23 protein-coding genes are annotated in these 19,581 nt (G+C 25.2%); 2 read left to right on the top strand and 21 right to left on the bottom strand.

Features of this window, described 5'->3' with window-relative positions; genetic code table 11:
• Nucleotides 1-308 precede the first annotated feature (308 nt).
• Nucleotides 309-656 carry a GNAT family N-acetyltransferase gene (locus tag I2A75_RS13285; protein ID WP_195265292.1) on the bottom strand — a complete coding sequence of 116 codons (348 nt, stop codon included), beginning with the start codon at nt 654-656 and terminating at the stop codon, nt 309-311.
• A gap of 253 nt (nt 657-909) precedes the next feature.
• Here I2A75_RS13285 and I2A75_RS13280 point away from each other — a divergent pair, with 253 nt between their 5' ends.
• Nucleotides 910-1,929: a hypothetical protein gene (locus I2A75_RS13280; RefSeq protein ID WP_195265290.1), complete on the top strand. Its 1,020-nt coding sequence runs from the start codon at nt 910-912 to the stop codon at nt 1,927-1,929.
• A 171-nt stretch (nt 1,930-2,100) separates the two neighbouring features.
• Here the strand turns inward: I2A75_RS13280 and I2A75_RS13275 are convergent, their stop codons facing one another.
• The 17 genes from I2A75_RS13275 to I2A75_RS13200 form a co-directional block, all read right to left on the bottom strand.
• Nucleotides 2,101-2,211, bottom strand: coding sequence for a MetS family NSS transporter small subunit (locus I2A75_RS13275; RefSeq protein ID WP_195265288.1), 111 nt, complete (start codon nt 2,209-2,211; stop codon nt 2,101-2,103).
• Between the two features lie 20 nt (nt 2,212-2,231).
• Nucleotides 2,232-3,719, bottom strand: a complete 1,488-nt coding sequence (locus I2A75_RS13270) for a sodium-dependent transporter (RefSeq protein ID WP_195265286.1) — start codon at nt 3,717-3,719, stop codon at nt 2,232-2,234.
• Nucleotides 3,720-4,000: 281 nt separating this feature from the next.
• A complete protein-coding gene (locus I2A75_RS13265; protein ID WP_195265284.1) occupies nt 4,001-4,531 on the bottom strand; it encodes a 2'-5' RNA ligase family protein in 531 nt (176 codons plus the stop codon).
• Nucleotides 4,532-4,699: 168 nt separating this feature from the next.
• A complete protein-coding gene (locus I2A75_RS13260) occupies nt 4,700-5,329 on the bottom strand; it encodes a DUF488 domain-containing protein (RefSeq protein WP_195265282.1) in 630 nt (209 codons plus the stop codon).
• Nucleotides 5,330-5,760: 431 nt separating this feature from the next.
• Entirely contained in the window at nt 5,761-8,793 is a 3,033-nt protein-coding gene (locus I2A75_RS13255) for an SNF2-related protein (RefSeq protein ID WP_195265280.1), read from the bottom strand.
• Between the two features lie 178 nt (nt 8,794-8,971).
• Entirely contained in the window at nt 8,972-9,796 is an 825-nt protein-coding gene (locus tag I2A75_RS13250; RefSeq protein WP_195265298.1) for an Rpn family recombination-promoting nuclease/putative transposase, read from the bottom strand.
• Nucleotides 9,797-10,091: 295 nt separating this feature from the next.
• Nucleotides 10,092-10,256 (bottom strand): hypothetical protein, encoded by a 165-nt coding sequence (locus I2A75_RS17885; RefSeq protein ID WP_207733826.1) that lies wholly within the window; start codon nt 10,254-10,256, stop codon nt 10,092-10,094.
• Nucleotides 10,257-10,416: 160 nt separating this feature from the next.
• On the bottom strand, nt 10,417-10,653 hold the full coding sequence (locus I2A75_RS13245) for a hypothetical protein (RefSeq protein WP_195265278.1): 237 nt from the start codon (nt 10,651-10,653) through the stop codon (nt 10,417-10,419).
• Between the two features lie 241 nt (nt 10,654-10,894).
• On the bottom strand, nt 10,895-11,473 hold the full coding sequence (locus tag I2A75_RS13240) for a hypothetical protein (RefSeq protein WP_195265276.1): 579 nt from the start codon (nt 11,471-11,473) through the stop codon (nt 10,895-10,897).
• A 651-nt stretch (nt 11,474-12,124) separates the two neighbouring features.
• Nucleotides 12,125-12,355: a hypothetical protein gene (locus I2A75_RS13235; protein ID WP_195265274.1), complete on the bottom strand. Its 231-nt coding sequence runs from the start codon at nt 12,353-12,355 to the stop codon at nt 12,125-12,127.
• A gap of 112 nt (nt 12,356-12,467) precedes the next feature.
• Nucleotides 12,468-12,803: a DUF3784 domain-containing protein gene (locus I2A75_RS13230; RefSeq protein ID WP_195265272.1), complete on the bottom strand. Its 336-nt coding sequence runs from the start codon at nt 12,801-12,803 to the stop codon at nt 12,468-12,470.
• 272 nt (nt 12,804-13,075) lie between these two features.
• Nucleotides 13,076-13,606 carry a flavodoxin domain-containing protein gene (locus tag I2A75_RS13225; RefSeq protein ID WP_195265270.1) on the bottom strand — a complete coding sequence of 177 codons (531 nt, stop codon included), beginning with the start codon at nt 13,604-13,606 and terminating at the stop codon, nt 13,076-13,078.
• Between the two features lie 118 nt (nt 13,607-13,724).
• Entirely contained in the window at nt 13,725-13,931 is a 207-nt protein-coding gene (locus I2A75_RS13220) for a hypothetical protein (RefSeq protein ID WP_195265268.1), read from the bottom strand.
• A 150-nt stretch (nt 13,932-14,081) separates the two neighbouring features.
• A complete protein-coding gene (locus tag I2A75_RS13215; protein WP_243242171.1) occupies nt 14,082-14,285 on the bottom strand; it encodes a hypothetical protein in 204 nt (67 codons plus the stop codon).
• A gap of 200 nt (nt 14,286-14,485) precedes the next feature.
• Nucleotides 14,486-14,788: a hypothetical protein gene (locus tag I2A75_RS13210; protein WP_195265265.1), complete on the bottom strand. Its 303-nt coding sequence runs from the start codon at nt 14,786-14,788 to the stop codon at nt 14,486-14,488.
• Between the two features lie 266 nt (nt 14,789-15,054).
• Complete coding sequence (locus I2A75_RS13205; RefSeq protein WP_195265263.1) at nt 15,055-15,528, bottom strand: hypothetical protein; 474 nt, start codon at nt 15,526-15,528, stop codon at nt 15,055-15,057.
• A 95-nt stretch (nt 15,529-15,623) separates the two neighbouring features.
• A complete protein-coding gene (locus I2A75_RS13200; protein ID WP_195265261.1) occupies nt 15,624-15,842 on the bottom strand; it encodes a glycosyl transferase in 219 nt (72 codons plus the stop codon).
• Between the two features lie 170 nt (nt 15,843-16,012).
• Here I2A75_RS13200 and I2A75_RS13195 point away from each other — a divergent pair, with 170 nt between their 5' ends.
• Entirely contained in the window at nt 16,013-17,209 is a 1,197-nt protein-coding gene (locus I2A75_RS13195) for an MFS transporter (protein WP_195265259.1), read from the top strand.
• A gap of 86 nt (nt 17,210-17,295) precedes the next feature.
• Here the strand turns inward: I2A75_RS13195 and I2A75_RS13190 are convergent, their stop codons facing one another.
• Genes I2A75_RS13190 through I2A75_RS13185 form a run of 3 tightly spaced genes read right to left on the bottom strand, consistent with a single transcriptional unit; the run spans nt 17,296 to nt 19,254 of the window.
• Nucleotides 17,296-18,546, bottom strand: coding sequence for an ATP-binding protein (locus tag I2A75_RS13190; protein WP_195265257.1), 1,251 nt, complete (start codon nt 18,544-18,546; stop codon nt 17,296-17,298).
• A gap of 10 nt (nt 18,547-18,556) precedes the next feature.
• Nucleotides 18,557-18,685 (bottom strand): hypothetical protein, encoded by a 129-nt coding sequence (locus I2A75_RS18120; RefSeq protein WP_008680297.1) that lies wholly within the window; start codon nt 18,683-18,685, stop codon nt 18,557-18,559.
• Nucleotides 18,682-19,254, bottom strand: a complete 573-nt coding sequence (locus tag I2A75_RS13185; RefSeq protein WP_195265255.1) for an accessory gene regulator B family protein — start codon at nt 19,252-19,254, stop codon at nt 18,682-18,684. Before I2A75_RS13185 ends, I2A75_RS18120 begins: the two co-directional genes overlap by 4 nt.
• Between the last annotated feature and the right edge of the window lie 327 nt (nt 19,255-19,581).

Genomic DNA, 19,581 nt, shown 5'->3' with positions numbered 1-19,581 from the left:
CCCCTGTTCAATACAGAAATCATCTTCTTTGTGCATAACCCTTTTTTTATAATGTCCTTGACATAGGTATCAGTTTAAAACGCGAGCCCCTTTCCCCATCTAAAATACTCGTAATTCTGTTAATTTACAAAGGGTCTCACGAAACGTGATATCCTTAATAAATTCATGAAAAATCCCATTTTCACAATTCAAGGTAGGTGAATTATCTTTTCAACTTTTTCATTCTTTAATTTTTTCATCCTATAATTCAGACCAGCTGAATTATCACCTCAATTGTCCATTATCCATTATCAAATTTCCATTGATTTTTACTTTTTCTCCATTCTTATGTTCTTCTCTACCATCCCCATAGCTCTATAAAATCCTATAGCATCTTCATTAAAGCTCCAAACTCCAAGTTCTAAAGCTTCAGCTCCATTACTCTTTACTAAATCATATGAGTAATCAAATAGCATTCTACCCAACCCTTGTCTTCTACTACTTTCCTTTATGCAAATTTCATCTATATATGCAAAAAACTTGTCATTTAATAAATCCATGTTTTTAATTTCTATATATCGTATCATTGTATAACCAACTATCTTTTTATTTTTAACTATTACTATAATCTCAATATCTTCATCATTTAATAGTTCCTTAAAATATGATTTACACATAGTCTTACTAGCTTCTTTATATATATCTGGTCTATTTTTGACATGAAATATGTGTAATTCCTTAGAAATATTGCTTATATATTTGTAATCTTCTAATTTAGCATGTCTTATTTCTACCCCATATCCATCACCTCATAATATTTGTATTAAAAATCTTGGGGTATTGTTACCTTATTAATTCTATAATTTAAAGTAACAATTTAAAGTCATTTTACTTATAATGATTATAAAATAATATATTAGGAGTTTATCAATGAATTTTAATGATGACGATTCGATTCTTTATGATGATGATTCTAGACTAAGACCACCTCCACTTGGAAATTTAATTCCTGGGTTCCCAACTCCAGGCCCTGGTCCTACTCCAGGTTCAGGTCCTGGTGGTAATTTCCCTTTTCCTGGCTCTCAAGGTTCTCCACCTATGGGAAGTAATTTAAATATAGGTCCACCACCAAATTTTACTCCATCCAAAAACAGTTCTGGCGTTCAAAAATTAAGTTCTTCTGGTGGCCCTCAAACTAAAGCTGTAAGTCCAGGCTCTATTAGTTTTTGTCTATTTAAATTTACTTATATATGGGAAACTAGTGGTAGAAATTATTGGGCATTTTTATTAAATGTAGATCGTAGGTCAGTTTCTGGTTTGCGATGGTTTAGAAATACTTGGGTATTCTTTGGTCTAGATTTAAGAAGAATAGATTCATTTATATGCTACAGAAGCGATTCTAAGTGTGACTCTGATTCAGAAAATAACTCGAATTCAGAAAATGATTCAAGCTTAGAACCCTTAATAAACAATAGGAAAGAATACTCAACTAATGGTGTAAAAAATACTTATACTAAAGTATTAACTTCCGTTGAGATTCCTGAAATAAAGAACGACTATATAATTAATTATCTAGGTGAAGTTGATGGTAATGAATTAACTACAAGAATTCCTTGTAAACAAACAAGAATAACTAATTATAGAATAGTTCTTGAATTAACATATCCTGATGAATTTAATAAACAATTGATAGATAAAATTAATTCATGTGCTATAGAGGCATCTACTGTTGCTTCAAGATATCTAGATGAATTTAGAGATAGTAAAAACTTCCTAACTCCTTTAGAAGTATTTAATTTGTCCGCTAAACAAATAGGTAAATCATTAAAAGTCTTTTCTTCAGAATTTACTAATAAATTAAAAAAACTTAAACTACCTAGAGAAGTAACAAAAGAAGTAGAATATACAATTCTTCAAGAAAAAATAGAAGAGCCTTGGAGAATCTTATAACAATGGATAATGGACAATTGAAAATTTAAAATGGATAATGAACATTTGAGAGTAGGACAATTGATAATTAACAATGGATAGTTTATAATTAAAATATAGAATAGCAAAAAGGACTGGAGTATAACAATATTGTTAATACTCCAGTCCTTCTTGTAATTAAACTTAATTTTATTAAACAGTTTCTTTTCTTTCATTATATATAGTTATTCCAAGGGTTAATGCTAATCCTCCCCATAAAACAACTGCTCCTAATGCAAAGAATGATAATGCTACTCCAGTCATAATAGTGCCCCCTTTTTTAATTACTCTAATATATTTTTACTTTTCCATTGTTTTTTACTTATTATTAATGCAAGAATTATTCCAAATCCTATAATACTCCAGCCATATGCAAATATTGCTGAAAGCTCATATCCCCCATAAGGCATTTTGATTTCTGTCATTATGCTTTGCACTAACATAAAAATTAATATAGCTGGTGTTACAAACTTAACGCAAATATTCCACCACTTACCTATTTTAAAATATGATATTTCATTTGTGTGTTCTCTAACTATATCAGGACTAGCTATCCATCCAATTAGTATAACTTCCAATAATCCAACCACTACAATTCCGTAATTATTTATAAAATTATCTATTATATCTAATAAATATAGCCCTGCCCCTGTAGAGTATAATATTCCTATTGAAAATCCTATTAAACAAATTACTGCAACTACCTTATTTCTTGCCAATCCAAACTTATCTATAAATGGAGCTGAAACAGCTTCAATAAGTGAAACTGAAGATGTAATTCCTGCAAATAGCAAACACAAAAAGAATAATACACCTAGAAATGTTCCTACTGCCCCCATTTCAGTAAATACAGCAGGGAATACTACAAAAGCAAGTCCAACTCCACTTGATACAACTTCACTCATTGGTACACCTTTTGCACTAGACATAAAGCCTAATATAGAAAATACCGCTATAGCTGATAAAAATTCAAATCCACAATTTGCAAATGCAGTCATAAATGCACTGTTATTTATATCAGTTTTTCTAGGTAAATAACTAGAGTAAGTAATCATTATCCCCATAGCTAAACTAAGAGAAAAGAACACTTGTCCATATGCTGCTACCCAAACCTTTGGCTCCCTAACCTTTGACCAATCTGGTGTAAATAAAGTATTTAATCCTTCTGTTGCACCTTCTAAATTTACAGCTCTAATTGCTATTATTACCATTATAATTACAAGAGCTGGAAGAAGAATTTTATTTGCCTTTTCTATTCCACCTTTTATACCTTTATAACATATGAACCAACTTATAAACCAAATAATTGCTATTCCTATTAATATAGGTAAAATTATGCCTCCCATCTCAAATGGTGAGTTAGTTAATTTAATAAAATCTAAATGGAAAAATGTATCCGTATCACTTCCCCAACCCTTGTTTATACTAAATCTCAAATAATTTACTGCCCAACTTAAAATCATAGAGTAATATGTTAAAATTATAAAAGCATTTATTGTTGGCCACCATCCAAGCCATTCCCACTTTTTCTTTACCTTTGCAATTGCAAGTGGTGTTGATCCTTTATATTTATGTCCTAGTCCATATTCCAATATTAATAATGGAATACCTGCTGTAAATATAGCAAAGAAATAAGGTATTAAAAATGCCCCTCCCCCATTTGTATATGCTACATACGGAAATCTCCAAATATTCCCTAGTCCTACTGCCGATCCCACTGCAGCAATAATAAACCCTAATTTTGATCCCCATTGTTCTCTATTTTCTTCCATAAAATCTCCCCCTAAATAAAGTAATTGCTTATACAAATTACCAGTATTTAAATATATAATATATTAAAATATCAATAAAATCAATATAATATTATTAAAACATCATACATTTCCATTTATTTTTTATAAATATATATTTTACTTTATTGCTAATTATCACTTTATTAAAAACTTTTTGTAAAAAACATAAAAAAAATAAGCATCTCACAGTTTGAAGTGCTTATTTTTTATCTCTAATTTATTTGTATTTAGTTTTTTTCTTATTATTAATTCTTCTATTTTTAACTGCCTATAATAAACTCTTTATGTAGTTTCCATGTATTATCTACCCATTTAAATATACTTATATTATCAAAGTAACAATTAAATTCAAATGGATATTTATTTACATATTCCCACACTTCTTTATATATTGGCGGCACTTTTTTTGATGTTAATGTAACATGAAAAATTTTATCTTTACCATCTTTTTTATTAAACTCAATATAATCAAAATCATTTAAAACATCTATTAATTTATCATGAATAATTTTACCTTCCTTAGACATATTTACATCCATATAAATAACTCTATCGTCAAAATGATTATATTTATTCATTTTAAATTCTGCTTTTTCTTCACTTTTACTAAATTTGTATAAAGCCTCCTCTAAATCTTTTATACTTTTATCATATTCAAAAGGTGCTTTAATAGTAAAATGTGCAGGTAACTTTGATGACTTAGCTTTAAATTTTTGAAATATATCTTTTCTCATTTCATTATTAAAATCGCCTGCTTCTCCTTTTACTACACAAACTATAACATATCTCATAAGACTTTCCCCTTTCAAAAGTTTTTCTTATAAATAAATCTCTTTATCTATGCTAAATAATTAATTTATACTATATTTCTAAAAGATTAAACTATATTATTAAGTATTTTTTAAACTCAAACTTGTTTATATTTATTACATTAGGTTAGCCGATATTTTTTATTTAAATTAACGCTTTTTCTCCATAGGTAAACATTCAATTCTATAGCCAATTTCTTTATTAGCCATTCTATAACCTTCATTTATCATTTCTTCCATGCTCATTTCATTTCCTAATAAGGCATCTATAGTTATTTGTGATCTATCTGGAAAATACTTATCAAGTACTCTTTCATCAATATAGTCTTGATTTTTTATTGAATAATCATCTAAAATATGCATTACATTAAATCCAGCTTCTTTTAAAGCCCTTCCAACTAATATGCTTCTATGACATCTTATTGGATCTTGCATTGCTCCAAGTAACGCAATTCTATATCCCTTATTACAACCATCTTTTAATCTTTCAATTCCCTTAATAAAATCTTCTTCATGAATAACTTTTTCAAAATCAGAATACCCTTCTTCATTATAAGAAACTTTATTTAGCCTTTTTGCTGCAAGCTCCTTAGCCATATAAATATATACAAATCCAGCTTTAGTCAATGTATATTTTATAGTTTCCTTATCAAATTGAACATTATATTTTGAATAAGGTGTCCCTCTAATGTCAACAACACAATTAATATCATAATATCTTAACATATCTATTAACTTTTCAACTGTATAATTTGAATGCCCTATTGTATATATATCCATTAAAATTGCACCTCCTGGATCTAGTGAAGAGTGAAAAGTTAATGTAAATCTATTTCAGACAAGCTTCAGTAGATCATATTTTATACTAATTTCATATAACTTTACTAAGTATTCAATGCCTACTATACAAAACTTAAATTCAACTTTTTCACTCTTTATCCCTTAAAACTTTTTTGATTATAATTATAAATGATAAATATAATTTGGCGAAGATAAATAGAATATGCGGAATAAGCATATAGCGGGCAATTAGAAGGACTTGGTGAAGGAAGAACTACTAGGCCTTAGTGTTGTTGGTTTGTTTGAGCGCAGCGAGTTAACCAAAACTCTTGGCATAGCAGTTTTCCGAGCCTAGTACTTCTTTGCTGAGCTATTTAGCTTATGGAGCATATCTATTTATCGTAGCCTTTTATATTAGCAATTTATAACTATCAGCTAAATAGTTTTAGTAGTTCTTCCTCTGTTATTGTATTTAACGTTTCTCCATTTAACATATCTCCATCTATTATTTTGCTAATTAATTCTTTCTTTTCTTCTTGTAACTTTATGATCTTTTCTTCAATAGTATCTTTAGATATAAGCTTTATTACTTCAACTATATTTTTTTGACCAAGTCTATGTGCTCTATCTGTTGCTTGGTCTTGTACTGCTGGGTTCCACCAAGGATCAAAGTGAACTACAACACTAGCTGAAGTTAAGTTTAAACCAACTCCACCAGCTTTTAAGGAAATTAAAAATATATTTTTGTCTCTATTATTAAATTCATCAACTAAATTTATTCTTTCTTTTGCTTTAATACTTCCATCTAAATATAAATAGCTAATATTATCTTCTTCTAGTTTATCTCCTATCTTTTTTAATACAGATGTAAATTGTGAAAATATAATTATTTTTCTATTTGAATCTATAGTTTCTTTTATTATTTCCTTAACCGCTTTTATTTTTGCACTTTCTTCTTTAAAATCATCTATTAATAAAGATGGATCTAAACAAAGCTGACGTAATTTTGTAAGATATGATAATATAACAATTTTATTATCTTTGATTTTTTTATTTTCTTTAAGTTTCTTTTTAACTTCTTTCATATATGAATTATAAATTTGTTTTTGGCTAAATGTCATTGGTATTAAGTATTCTTTTTCTATTTTATCTGGTAATTCATCTAGTACATCTTCTTTTAACCTTCTTAGTATAAATGGAGAAATCAGTTCTTTAAGGTTTCTTAAACTTTCATCATCTCCATTTAAAAACTTACCTTTAAATCTTTCTTCATTATATAAATATCCTGGCATAATAAAATCAAATATTGACCATAATTCTAGTAAATTATTTTCTATTGGTGTTCCCGTTAAGGCCAGTTTACAATTTGCCTTTATTGATTTAATCAATTCTGTAATTTTAGATTTTTTATTTTTAATGTTTTGTGCTTCATCAATTATACAAAAGTCGAACTTTTTATCTTCATACCATTCATAATCACTTCTTAAAGTTCCATAAGTAGTTAATAATACGTCATATTCTTTATAATCTTCTTTAACTTTCTTTCTTTCACTAACACTTCCATGAATTACTCCTACATTTAAAGTATCTGCAAATTTTTCAAATTCACTTTTCCAATTATACACAACGGAAGTTGGCGTTATAATTAAGCTCTTTTTATTTTTATTTTTATTTGAAAGTAATAATGTTATTGTTTGAATAGTTTTACCAAGTCCCATATCATCAGCTAATATTCCACCAAAGCCTAAGTTTTCTATTGATTTTAGCCAATTATATCCTTTAATTTGATAATCCCTAAGTTTAGCATTTAACTCTTTTGGAACATCATAATTTTTTTCTTTATTCTTTAAATTATTAGTTAATTCATTTATTTTTTCTTCTCCAGTTATAAATGGAATTCTTTTATTTTTTATCTTATTTTCTAAATGCAATAAATTAAATTTATCCACATATATTTCTTCTTTATAAACATTATCAAATAAATTTAACTCTTCTATTGTTCTAAAAAATTCAACTACTTCCATATCATTTAAGTCTAAAAAGTTATTTCCCTTAGTTTTATAAAATGAACTTCCCTTTTTTATTTGTTCTAATATACCTGCTATTTCACTATATTCTACTCCATCTATCTTATAATCAAACTTATAATAATCATCTATTTCTTCTATTTCACTTAATATATCATTAGATTTTATAAGCTTAATTTCACCAAACTCGTTAGATAAAGTTACTATTCCAATTTTATTTAACTTATTTATTCCTTCGCTTAATAATATGTATTTATCCTCATCATTTCCTGTAAATATAAATTTATCTTTATGCTTTATAAACTTATATCTTTCTAGCTCCATTTCTATTTTTTCCTTGGCTCTACTATCTTTCAAGCCATCTAAGCTATTTGCATAATTTATATCGATTCTGCAATATATATTTTCATTTTCTTTTTCTATATAAAATCTTGGAGTATTAACTTTGTTTATTTCAAATTTTACAGTTTCATCTATAATTATGTCCTTTGAAATTTCACCTAATATAAGTAATAATTTCTTTAAATTAGTTTCTGTATTTTTATATATTAAATTACCCTTTGCAACTAACTTATCGTATATTGTTTTATAATATTTTAATTGCTTTCCTGTAGGTAAATATATTTTCTTATCATATATCCAAACTTCTTTTTTGTCATCAATAGGTGTTGTACTCTTCTTTTGAGGTTTTAATATTAAAGCTTCACCTTTTTTCTTTAATGTAAATATTAAAGGCATATCTTCCTTATAAATAATTGAGTTATAGTTCATATAATCATAAGTTAAAACTATATTTTTATCACTATCTATAAGCTCTAAAAAACTTCTGAGCTCTTCTTTATATAATATAAAACTTCTAGCATCCACAATTCTATTTTTATTTTCTTTAAATTTAATCTTTAAAAAATCTATAATTAAAGTATCATTTTCATTAAATTTATTATTTTCATCAAATAAAAACTTACCTAGTGCTTCTATTGCAATTGTCTTTTCTTCTCCAGCTCTAAGCTCCAAATGATATTCTTCATTTTTATTTACTTTAACTTGCTTTATCTTTATATCTAATTTTAATATTCTCTTATTAACCTCACTTTTTTCTTTATTAATATTTTCTTTATTATTTAATATTGAATAATAAAATCTATACATAGTAGCTACTAAATGACTGCAAACATAATTTTTCATTTCCTTACTGTTTTCTTCAAATTGATTACAACTACATTTAGTATCAATTATTTTATTATTAGAATCAAACTTTAAATGAGTGCTATATTCATCTTTATTTTCTAAAACTCTACCATATATATGATAAGTTTCATTTATCTTTTTACTTACAACCTTAGATACTAAACCCTTCTTAAATAAAGTTATTCCATTATTCTTTGAAATACTAGAACTTAACTTTAAAACTGAGTCCATCATAGCCTTTAAATTCATATACACCCCTCCTTTTTAAGAGTACTTAATATTATACTACTTATTTTATAGCACTTCATTTATTTTCTCTTTTTATATTATAAATTTTCAAAAAGCAAAAAAGCTCTAGGATGTATTAAGTTATAATTTGTATCTTAACTTAACACATGCTAGAGCTCTATATAGTATTCTATTATTTCTATATTTTAATTTTAAGTATTTCTTCTTTACTAAGTTTTGAATATTTCATTATTTTTTCAATTGGTTCATTGTCTTTAAGCATTTCCTTTGCTATTTCAAACCTTTCTTCTCTCTTTCCTTCTTCTCTACCTTCTTCTCTACCTTCTTCTCTGCCTTCTTCTATTTTCTCTCTATCACGCTCTAAAAGTGTCATAAATTCCACCTCCACATTAGGATTATTCTTAACTTCAATTACTTTTTTATGAATCTTCTTAACCAACTCACCAGTAGAAGCTTCTGCCGTTCTATCATCAGAATGTTCTACATACTTTAAGAACTCAATAAGTTCATCACTTAAATCTTTTTTAATACCTTTAGTATTTAATATAATTTTATTTGTATCATCATTTAATTTTATATTATTATCTTCAATACATACAGTTTCAAATGTATATTTATGTCTTCCAGTTCCAAATAAATCAAAAGTACATATAAATATAATATAGCTTTTAGCAAGCTTTTTATAATCATCACCCTTGCTTATTAAATCAAGATCTATATTCCCTTGATAATATCTAATTCTTTTAGGAATATTTCTATATTTACCTCGTTGCATTTCTATATTGTATACTGTGTTATTTTCATCATTAACATATATATCTAATCGAATTCCTTTGCTTTCTAAAAGTAAATCTATTGTCTTTTGATTTTCTGGTATTTCAATTTTAGTTATTTCAACTTCTAGAAGTTTTTCTAAAAACTCCTTACAGATTTCCTTGTCACTCATTACCTTAGCAAATAAGAAATCATCTTCTAAATTAAGTTCTTTTAATGTTTTTGTCATTTTACTTTCCACATCTTTCATTTATCATTTGTCTAATTACTTACCACTATTATATAAAATTATTCATATCGTATCAACTTACAAGACAGTATCCTTTATGTTACTAATATTCACTATACTTCTATTTTTATAATTATAAATATCTACAAATCATATAATAAAAATAGATGAATTTGATAAAATTCTTATAAATCTTCACATAGAAAAAAAGCTCTATAATGCATTAAATTATAATTTGTATTTTAATTTATTGTATTATAAAACTCTTTAGATATATTATTTTATACTATCATATTTATTTAATTTTATCTGGATTTTCAACTATCATTTCAATAACTTTTCCACATTTAGAACAAAAGTCTATTAATACTTCTGATCCTCCAAGTCCAGTTTTGAATCTAATAATTGAATTGCTGCAACACCAGTAAGCTTTCCTCTTTTGATTGTACTTTCTCCACACTTGTCACATTTTAAACTCATTTCAAACAATCTCCTTTATACCCTTATTAAATGAGCCTTTTACAATATACCAATTTATGGTTATTGATATGATTTTATTATATACATATGATATTTGAGTTTCAGTGCTTACTTCACATTTTTTTATATATAATTTATATTTATATCTTATAAATTCCATTAGGATTTTGCCTAAAGAAATCTTCAATTTCATCTAATTGTTTTAATGCTTCTTCTTCATTATCATAGCTTCCTAGTTCAATTGTATTATTACCAAAAAAGAAATTTGAACCATAAGTTCCTTCTAGAATGTATCTTCTTACAATTAACTTCTCCTCTCTAATTGAAAACATCCTTATATCTATAAGGTTCATGTTATTACTAGTTCTTATTATCATAATACTCTTCTTTTCTCCATTTTTTATAATTATAAATTAATTCACATGCAAATAAAATTAATAATATTATTGGAATAACTATGCTCATAAATAGCTCTTTGCTAATAAAAATAATCACTCCGATTGATATAATAAATATAGGTATAATCCATAAAATCCGAATAAACCGTCTTCTATAACTTAATTGCCAATAAAAAATTTTAAAGCCTTTATCTACTTTTTTACTCATAGCTTTATCCTTTTATTCTTGATACCATCTTAAATCATATCTTTGATTAATTGATAAATCATTTGGATTATTTCCATATTTATATATTGTTGAATTATCTTTATCAAGAGCTATAGCATTCAATTCATGTCCCCCAATAATTTTATCCCAAGTAAATATAGCAATTTCATTTAACCCAATAGCTTTTCTTTGTTTATCTAAATTAGAACCTGCTTCAATATAACTAACATTTGGATCAATATTTTGAACGGCCAAAAACGTTAGTTGATTATTTTTATTATTCCCTACACTTATCCATCCAACAGTTTTAACTAAATCATTTTTTATAAAATTATCCGAAAACTCAGTTATCGCAAAGGCATTCCATAAAAAAGCACGTTTCTCTACAAATATGCTTCTTATACCTTCTGTAGTTTCTACTAAATAAGCTGTTCCCCAATCTCGCTTAATTTCACTAAATACTTTTGTAATATTGTCTTTGCCAAAATGTGACTCTACTACTTGAAGACTTGTAAATTTATAAGTTCTAAATAAGAATAAACTAAAAATTAGTAAAATCAAAAATACAGTTATTAATATTTTCTTTTTCAAACAATCCCTCCTTTTTTATGATAGAACTATTCACAATATATAACGATTTCTATACAAACAAAAACTCTTTTTTCCTTTTACTCTTCATTGCAACCTAAACAATATCTTTGTCTAATTTATAAATAATTATATTGTACCTCCTTTATATTTATCTAACGCTTCTTTGCTTTTTAAATCCTTAGCATTAATCCCATCAACCAATATCAAAGTCATAATAAATATGTAATATAATCTTTTTGAAATCTAATTAGTTTTTTATTAATTAAATTATTGCTATTGTAGGCAACTATAACATATTTTATAAATACCATATTATTTAGCGTTCAAAGCTTCTTTTCATCAATTATTTTCTACTAGTTATATTTTGTAAGCAAAATAGCGAAGAGTGACTAGTTAAAAATGAATTTTATGCTCCAAAAACACAAAATCTTATAATGTCCACAAAAGAGTGGGAACCTATAGCAGATACTAAGTTAGACTTTCTCTGAATCAAAGCAAAAGGAGTACCAAACAATAAAGAAAGTATAATTATATTTCCAATATTAATACAATTATAAATTTAATAGTCCATACTTTTTATATAACCCTTAAATACCTATATTTACTTTTGAATAATACTTTATTTTTAATAAATTAATATTCAATTTATCTTCATAATATATTGGTTCTAGACTTATTATCCTTTCTAAAATAAATATAAATTCCGCTTACAAATAATATTGCTGCTGACAATACTACAATTTCAGGACTCTTAACAAATAAAGAATATGGTAGAAAAACTATAGCACTCACCATTTCCCTAATTCCCTTCTTTTTAGCTCTTAATAAAAATGTAATGATCCCAATTATAGACAAGCATATAATACTTTTTAAAATCCACATAATTATCCCTCCTATTAACATAATTAATCTATTGGTTAATTTTAAATTTTGATGTAATAGTATAAAATAACTCCCAACATTTAAAGTTTTGATAAAGAAAAAACTTTATGATTCAGTGATATTTTTTTATCCTACATTTTTTATCCATGTCATACATACTCTTAATAATTCCTAATATTACAATTCCGTTTTGTATAAAAGTTATATAATTATAAAGTTTACTATTCAAAAAAACACCAACAACTCCTCCAGATATAACTAATAAACCAGTATTCAACATATCTTTTCCTACTATCTTTGATACTTTATCTTTGTCATACTTTTTTGCATCAAATCCATTTAGCATATCTCCTGCATTTTGACTTTTAATTACCCATCCTAAAAAGGTAAATAGTCCTCCCTCAAGTAACGTAATTATAATTAATCCATATATATCTACATTTTTCATATAAGATCTCCATCATTTTATTATTGTTATACTATATTTATTTCTTAATTTTCAATAACTACAAATTTTTAACCTTACTTACTTTCAAGTTTTTTCTTATATGCCATCGCTATAAATGTTATTATAGTACCATTCATAAATTAGCAAACAAGATATATCCATATATTAGTAACTATCTCATATACAAAACTTGCAACAAAGAAAAGTATAATTGCTATTAATATTATACCTATAACCATCATGCTCTTATCTTACAATGCTTTTTTTATCTATCATACAATTAACCCTTTTACATACTCAATTAAATCCTTAGTATTTTCTTTAATACAATGATATTCTGCTATATCATACGCTTCTAACATACCTTGCTCATCTTCTGTTCTTACTTTCTTTAATTTTAATCTTATCTTTAACATGTTCATTAGAATTTTATCTATTTTATTTAACTTCTTATAATCAAATCCACCTCTCAAATAAAAAGTTTTAATAAAACCCAATTGCTCTTTATTAAAATTATAATTCCATACCTGTTGAAGCTCTTCTTCCCTTCCAGTGTTTGCCCCTGTTGCCCAAACAATGATTTTCTTGTTACATAATAAATTAAAGTTTTTCTTTATTAATGCTATTCCATTTATACCAACAGCATAAAGTCCTCCACCATAAATTATTACGTCGTATTTTTCAAGTTCTTCAATTGTAATATCATCAGCTGCTTTTAAAGCACAATTTAAATCTTCTGAAATCCATTTCGCATATGTTTCTGTATATCCAGATTTAGATTTGTAAATAACAATTTTTTTCATAACTCACTCCTATTAATGTTTTATTGATAATCATATTTATTTTATATTTTAAAGTTGCCCACTATTTTCAATAAAGTTTTCTGGAGTTGAATTATCCTTTGCTATTTTTCAAAATTATTTAATGATTTAATATCTTATTTTTATTATCATTTTGTAAATATTCCATATACTGCTTTTCACTATTTTTCCATAAATGCTTTCTAAGTAAGAATACAAATACTCCTCCAACTATAAATTTAATTATAAAACCTTCAATAGAAAAGATAACTTTATTTTTTCTAATATAGTTAATAAATCCGCTATATTTAGAAAAATAATAAAACATAATTTCCATGATACTACAAACCTTTTCTCCCCCATATTACAATCTCTTGCCAACCTTATAAATTCTCTTTCTTTAATTAAAACCACTTGCAAATTAAATTTATCTATATATTTGTAATAATTTTATTAACTCTTTATCTTGTCCATATTTCTATATATATCTATATACATTATCTCTTTTTACAACCTTTTGCATAAAATCTCTGTCCATTTTAGGAATTACATCTATAAGTTCTCTTTTTGTAATAGAATTTATAAATTTCAATTTGTATCTGCTTGTTTTCTTAGTGCATCTTTTTTTAGGGTATCCTTTTCCAAATGGTTCATCAAATAACCTTTCTAATATACATTGCAAATTAATTTCAGCTGCCCACCCAAAATTTAATCCAAGTGGAATTGAAATTGCATTACCATTGTTAATTCTTCCAAATAAATAATTGATATTGAAATTATTTTTAGGCTTTTATAATCTAATTTACTCTTAGCAAAATTTTGAGTCATTATTTTTTATTTAATTAATAAATTGCTTCAATTTAATACAATCATCAATAAAATCTATCTCTTTATATATCCTTTTAATTTAGCAACAAATTTTATTAAATAATTAATTCCCCAAAATATAGATATAAAAAGTAAAAAACCAATAATATAATTAATTCTATCGGCGATATAAGCATTTATTGATACAAATAAAGCATTTATACAACTTAAGATTAATTGTAATTTAAAAAAATCTTCATTAATTATTCTAAAGTCTTCAATTTTTACTGAATAAATTATTTTCTTCTTAGAAAAACAAATAAAATTATATACAATAAACAACATTGGTATAATCACACCACAAATAAAAAAAAGCATAATATCCCTCCTAATTTATTACTATTGTTTTCCTAATTAGTTTTTGTACAATTACTTGCTTTTCATATCATTAGTTTTAACATTAATTTCATAGTGCTCTGAAAAGGTAACATAATACCTATCCCAAAAACTACAGTATTAATTAGAAAAATTTTACGATATTTTAAAAATATATCAATTTACTTTATTTATATTAAACTGGTCTACATTTAATTACATATCCAGGTATACCAGCATTAAACCGTGATATTTCATGGATGGTTTAATCATCGCCATGATTTTTCTCTCTTTGATGTTATAGAATACCCATAATCTATCATTGAACTAGCATCATCATCTTCAAAGTGTAATACTATTTTCCACTCTCCAGACATTCCATCATAGACTTCAGTAACCCTTTTACCGGCATATAATATTCCACTGTCAACTACTTCTCCTTTAGGATTTATAATGTCAAATTTTAATCCATCTTCTATATTTTCACCTTTAGAACTACCTAATAATATATGAACATACTTCTTAAAAGACCCTGCATCAAAGGTAATTATATTATTATTTATGTCCATTAATTTAACACCTCTTGTTGAAGTATCCCCAATACTCGTTAGTGAAAATTTATTAAGTCCCATTGTTGAAATATAGCTAGGATTTATTTTATTTATTATAAAGGCTCCTAATAATAAAATAATAATTAATATAGATGTAATTTTTATCGAATTGTTAACTTTTCTTTTTTTCATATCTAATACATTCCTTTATACATGAATCTTTTATTCTATTAAAATTTAAATATACCTATAATTTTATTAGCACTATACAAAAAAATATTTTCACCCTATTTTTCTTTCTTTTCAATAATCATATTAAAAAATCCAATGCTAAATATTAACACCCCAACCAACATGTATGAATGGATAAATCCATTCAATAATGCATCAAATTCTCCTGTTAAATTTTTATTTGCATAAATTATCTTAAGTGTTGCATAGCCTAATGATGAACTAAAAATGATTGTAATAATTCCAGCTAAAAAATATTTAACTTGATTTTTCATAAAATTATGCTCCCTTCTATTTTTAACAATATATTATTCCTTTTATATATATTTTACCAAATAAATATTAATATGTTAATATTTTCAACATAAATACTGATATAATATATTCATTTATTGTATAATATAACTTGTACTCTTTAACTTGAATTTATAAAATGGAGGATAACATGAATTTTACTTATAAACATACAATGTATGCTTCTTTTATTGGCTATATTGTGCAAGCAATAATAAATAATTTTGTTCCATTATTATTTTTAACCTTTCAATCATCGTATAACATACCAATTTCAAAAATAACATTTTTAGTTACTTTTAATTTTGGTTTTCAATTATTAATTGATTTTCTTTCTGCAGGGTTTATAGATAAAATAGGATATAGAGCTTCTGTAATAATAGCTCATATTTGTGCAGGGCTTGGGCTAATATCATTAACAATTCTACCTGAAATTTTTAGTGATCCTTTTATTGGCTTATTAATTTCAGTTATGATTTATGCTATTGGTGGTGGATTAATTGAGGTTCTAATAAGTCCTATAGTGGAAGCTTGCCCAACAGATAATAAGGAAACTGCAATGAGTTTATTACATTCCTTTTATTGTTGGGGCCACGTTGCTGTAGTTTTAATATCAACAATCTTTTTTAGTATATTTGGAATTTTAAATTGGAGGTACCTTGCAATATTATGGTCTGTAATACCGCTTCTAAACACTCTTCTTTTTATAAAAGTTCCTATTTTACATTTGATTGAAGAAGGTGAAAGTAGATTAACAATTAAAGAACTACTTTCAAATAAAATCTTTTGGATAATGATACTTTTAATGATATGTGCAGGAGCAAGCGAACAATCTGTTAGTCAATGGGCATCTACTTTTGCAGAAAAAAGTCTTAGTGTTAATAAAGCTCTTGGAGATTTAGCTGGTCCAATGCTTTTTGCAATAATGATGGGTACATCTAGAACAGTCTATAGTAAAATAGGTGAAAAAATTAATCTAGAAAAATCTATGATAGCATCCAGTTTGCTTTGCTTTATAAGCTATCTTATTATTTCATTATCACCTTTACCTTTATTATCTCTTATAGGATGTGGTATATGTGGATTTTCAGTTGGCATTTTGTGGCCAGGCACCTTTAGTATCTCTTCATCTATATTAAAAAAAGGTGGAACTGCAATGTTTGCTTTTTTAGCACTTGCAGGGGATGTAGGCTGCTCACTTGGTCCAACTGTTGTAGGTAGAATATCTAGTATTTTTAATGATAATATAAAAATAGGAATTTTATTTTCAAGTATATTTCCAATACTTTTGATCATTGGAATAATCATGTCTAAAACGAATAAAAAAATAAAAGTTCATAATGTATAAAAAATAAGTGGGAATTCAAGCAAATTCCCACTTATTTTTATATAATTACATTTTTAAATACTTTTATATATGTTTTATATTTCTTATTAAATATGTAAAGGTAGTTTTATAACAAACTTAGTTATGTCTTTATTACTTGTTACACTAATATCTCCATTGTTTTTATCAATTATCTCTTTTACTATATGTAGCCCAAATCCATTATCTCCATTTTTATTTTCCTTTGTAGAAAATCCTTCTTCAAAAATTCTATCAATTATATTTTTATCAATTTCCGGTCCATTATTTTGAAGGCTTATTATAACATAATTATAAGAGTAATAACTATTAATCATTAATAACCCTCTTCCTTTTAATGCTTCTATAGAATTTCTTACTATATTAGAAATAATTTTATGAAGTTCTAACTCACTTATATTAGTATCTTTTAAATCAGCCTTTTCATCTATTAGAACATCCACTTCTTTTAAATCAGTAGAGTTAACTACTTGAGATATAATAGAGTCATCAGAACTTAGAACTTTAACTTGAGTTGAAATATCATTTCCCTCTATTATTCCTTTTAATAACTCACCTAATTTTTCATAATTCTCCATTAGATATGCACCATATAAATATGAAATCTGTGAACCATAATCATGCTTTATTTTTTTTAGTTCATTAATTTTACTTTCTAATTCTTTATTTAATATATGTACCTTCTTAGAATTTTTATCTATATTTATAAAATGCCAAGAGATAAAAATAATAAATCCACCTAATAATACAAAAATTATTTCTTTGAATACTGGATTGTCTTTATCACTAATAATACGTGAAAATGACATTATAAAATCAAACACTACAGTTCCTATTATTAAAGTAATTATAGACGAAACTCTTGATTTAATTATCAAATTTATCTTATGAATAAACTTCATATTCTTTAATACAAAATATGAAATAATAAATTGAGGAAAATACAAAATTATTATAATTGCATAGATATTATCAGAAGTTGAAATATTATTAAATATTGTAAATATTACAAAGGATAAATTAGCACTTATTCCAATTATTGAATATATTATGCTAAACCCAATAGTAGCTCCTAATTTATCATCTTTAAACATTAAGTTTGTTAATAGTAATTGTCCCATATGTATTACTATTATTCCTAAACTTGAATTTCCTAATAAATAAGTACTAAAGATTACAAAAAATGATGTTATTGCTATTAAAATATTTAATTGTAATTTACTTTTTTTATATTGTTTATTCACACAATAATTTGATGCAATAATAAACATAACACTTTGAATAATACTAATTATGATATCGATCAATCCAGTAAGCATATTTTGTCCCCTATCTTAGTTTTTTAATTGAGTCTGGCATTTCTTCTACACCTACACTCATTACAGATGTAGGACCAACATTTATTAAAACTGCTGATAATAATAACATTAATGAGCCTAGCCACTTCTTCATTTTCATTTACCTTTCCCTCCTATCTCTTTATATTTATTAAACATTAATATAGCTTGTACTAAAATAGTCCAAACTATTATTTGTGAAATCCAATTAACTTCAAACATCATAAGAGATAACAGAGTTAGTATTACTACATTTATAATTCCAATTTTTCTATTTTTTCTAATAAGATTTTCCCTTGTAATAGGCATTTTGTCATTTATTATTGGCGCCTTATTATAAACAGAAAATATACTAATAAAATTTAAAACAATGGAACTAGTTAAATTTAATTTATTGTTTTCGAATAAAATTATTATAATTACCATTAAAATTAATGTTGCAGTAAAACACTTTAATTGTGTATCTTCGTGATAACCACCAATAAAAGGCTTTGTAATTGACATTATAAAAAGTATTAATAAGCTTTCTTTAAAATATCCTAAAATTGAAAAAATTATAATTAAAAATATTATTTTTATCAATTCATATACTATTACTTTTAAAGAATATTTTATTTGTTCTATTTGCTCATCATTATAATTATTATATTCACCTAAACTATCAACGAATTTATATATTAATTTTTCCATAATATAAATCTTTCCTTATTAATTTACCATACCGCACCTATAAAGTGCAATAATTCTACATATTTTTTTCTGTATTTTAAATTTTATTTTTTTTATTATATTATTTCTTATATTAATTAAGTATTATTCACATTTAATTAATAAAAAATCTATATACTCTAAATATATTTTAAAGAGATTTACTTTACATAACATCTATCTATTATTATACATTAAATACCTATATAAAATATATATTCATATAGGTATTTTCATAACATATTTTCCATTTTAATGTAAATAAAAAAAGCCTTCTAAGTTTTTCGATATTAGAAGACTCCTATAAAA

Origin of the sequence: Clostridium sp. 1001275B_160808_H3 (assembly GCF_015550425.1) — a bacterium.
Lineage (GTDB): Bacteria > Bacillota > Clostridia > Clostridiales > Clostridiaceae > Clostridium.
Note: the sequence above shows the minus strand (reverse complement) of the source record. Positions and strands in the feature narration are given on the sequence as shown.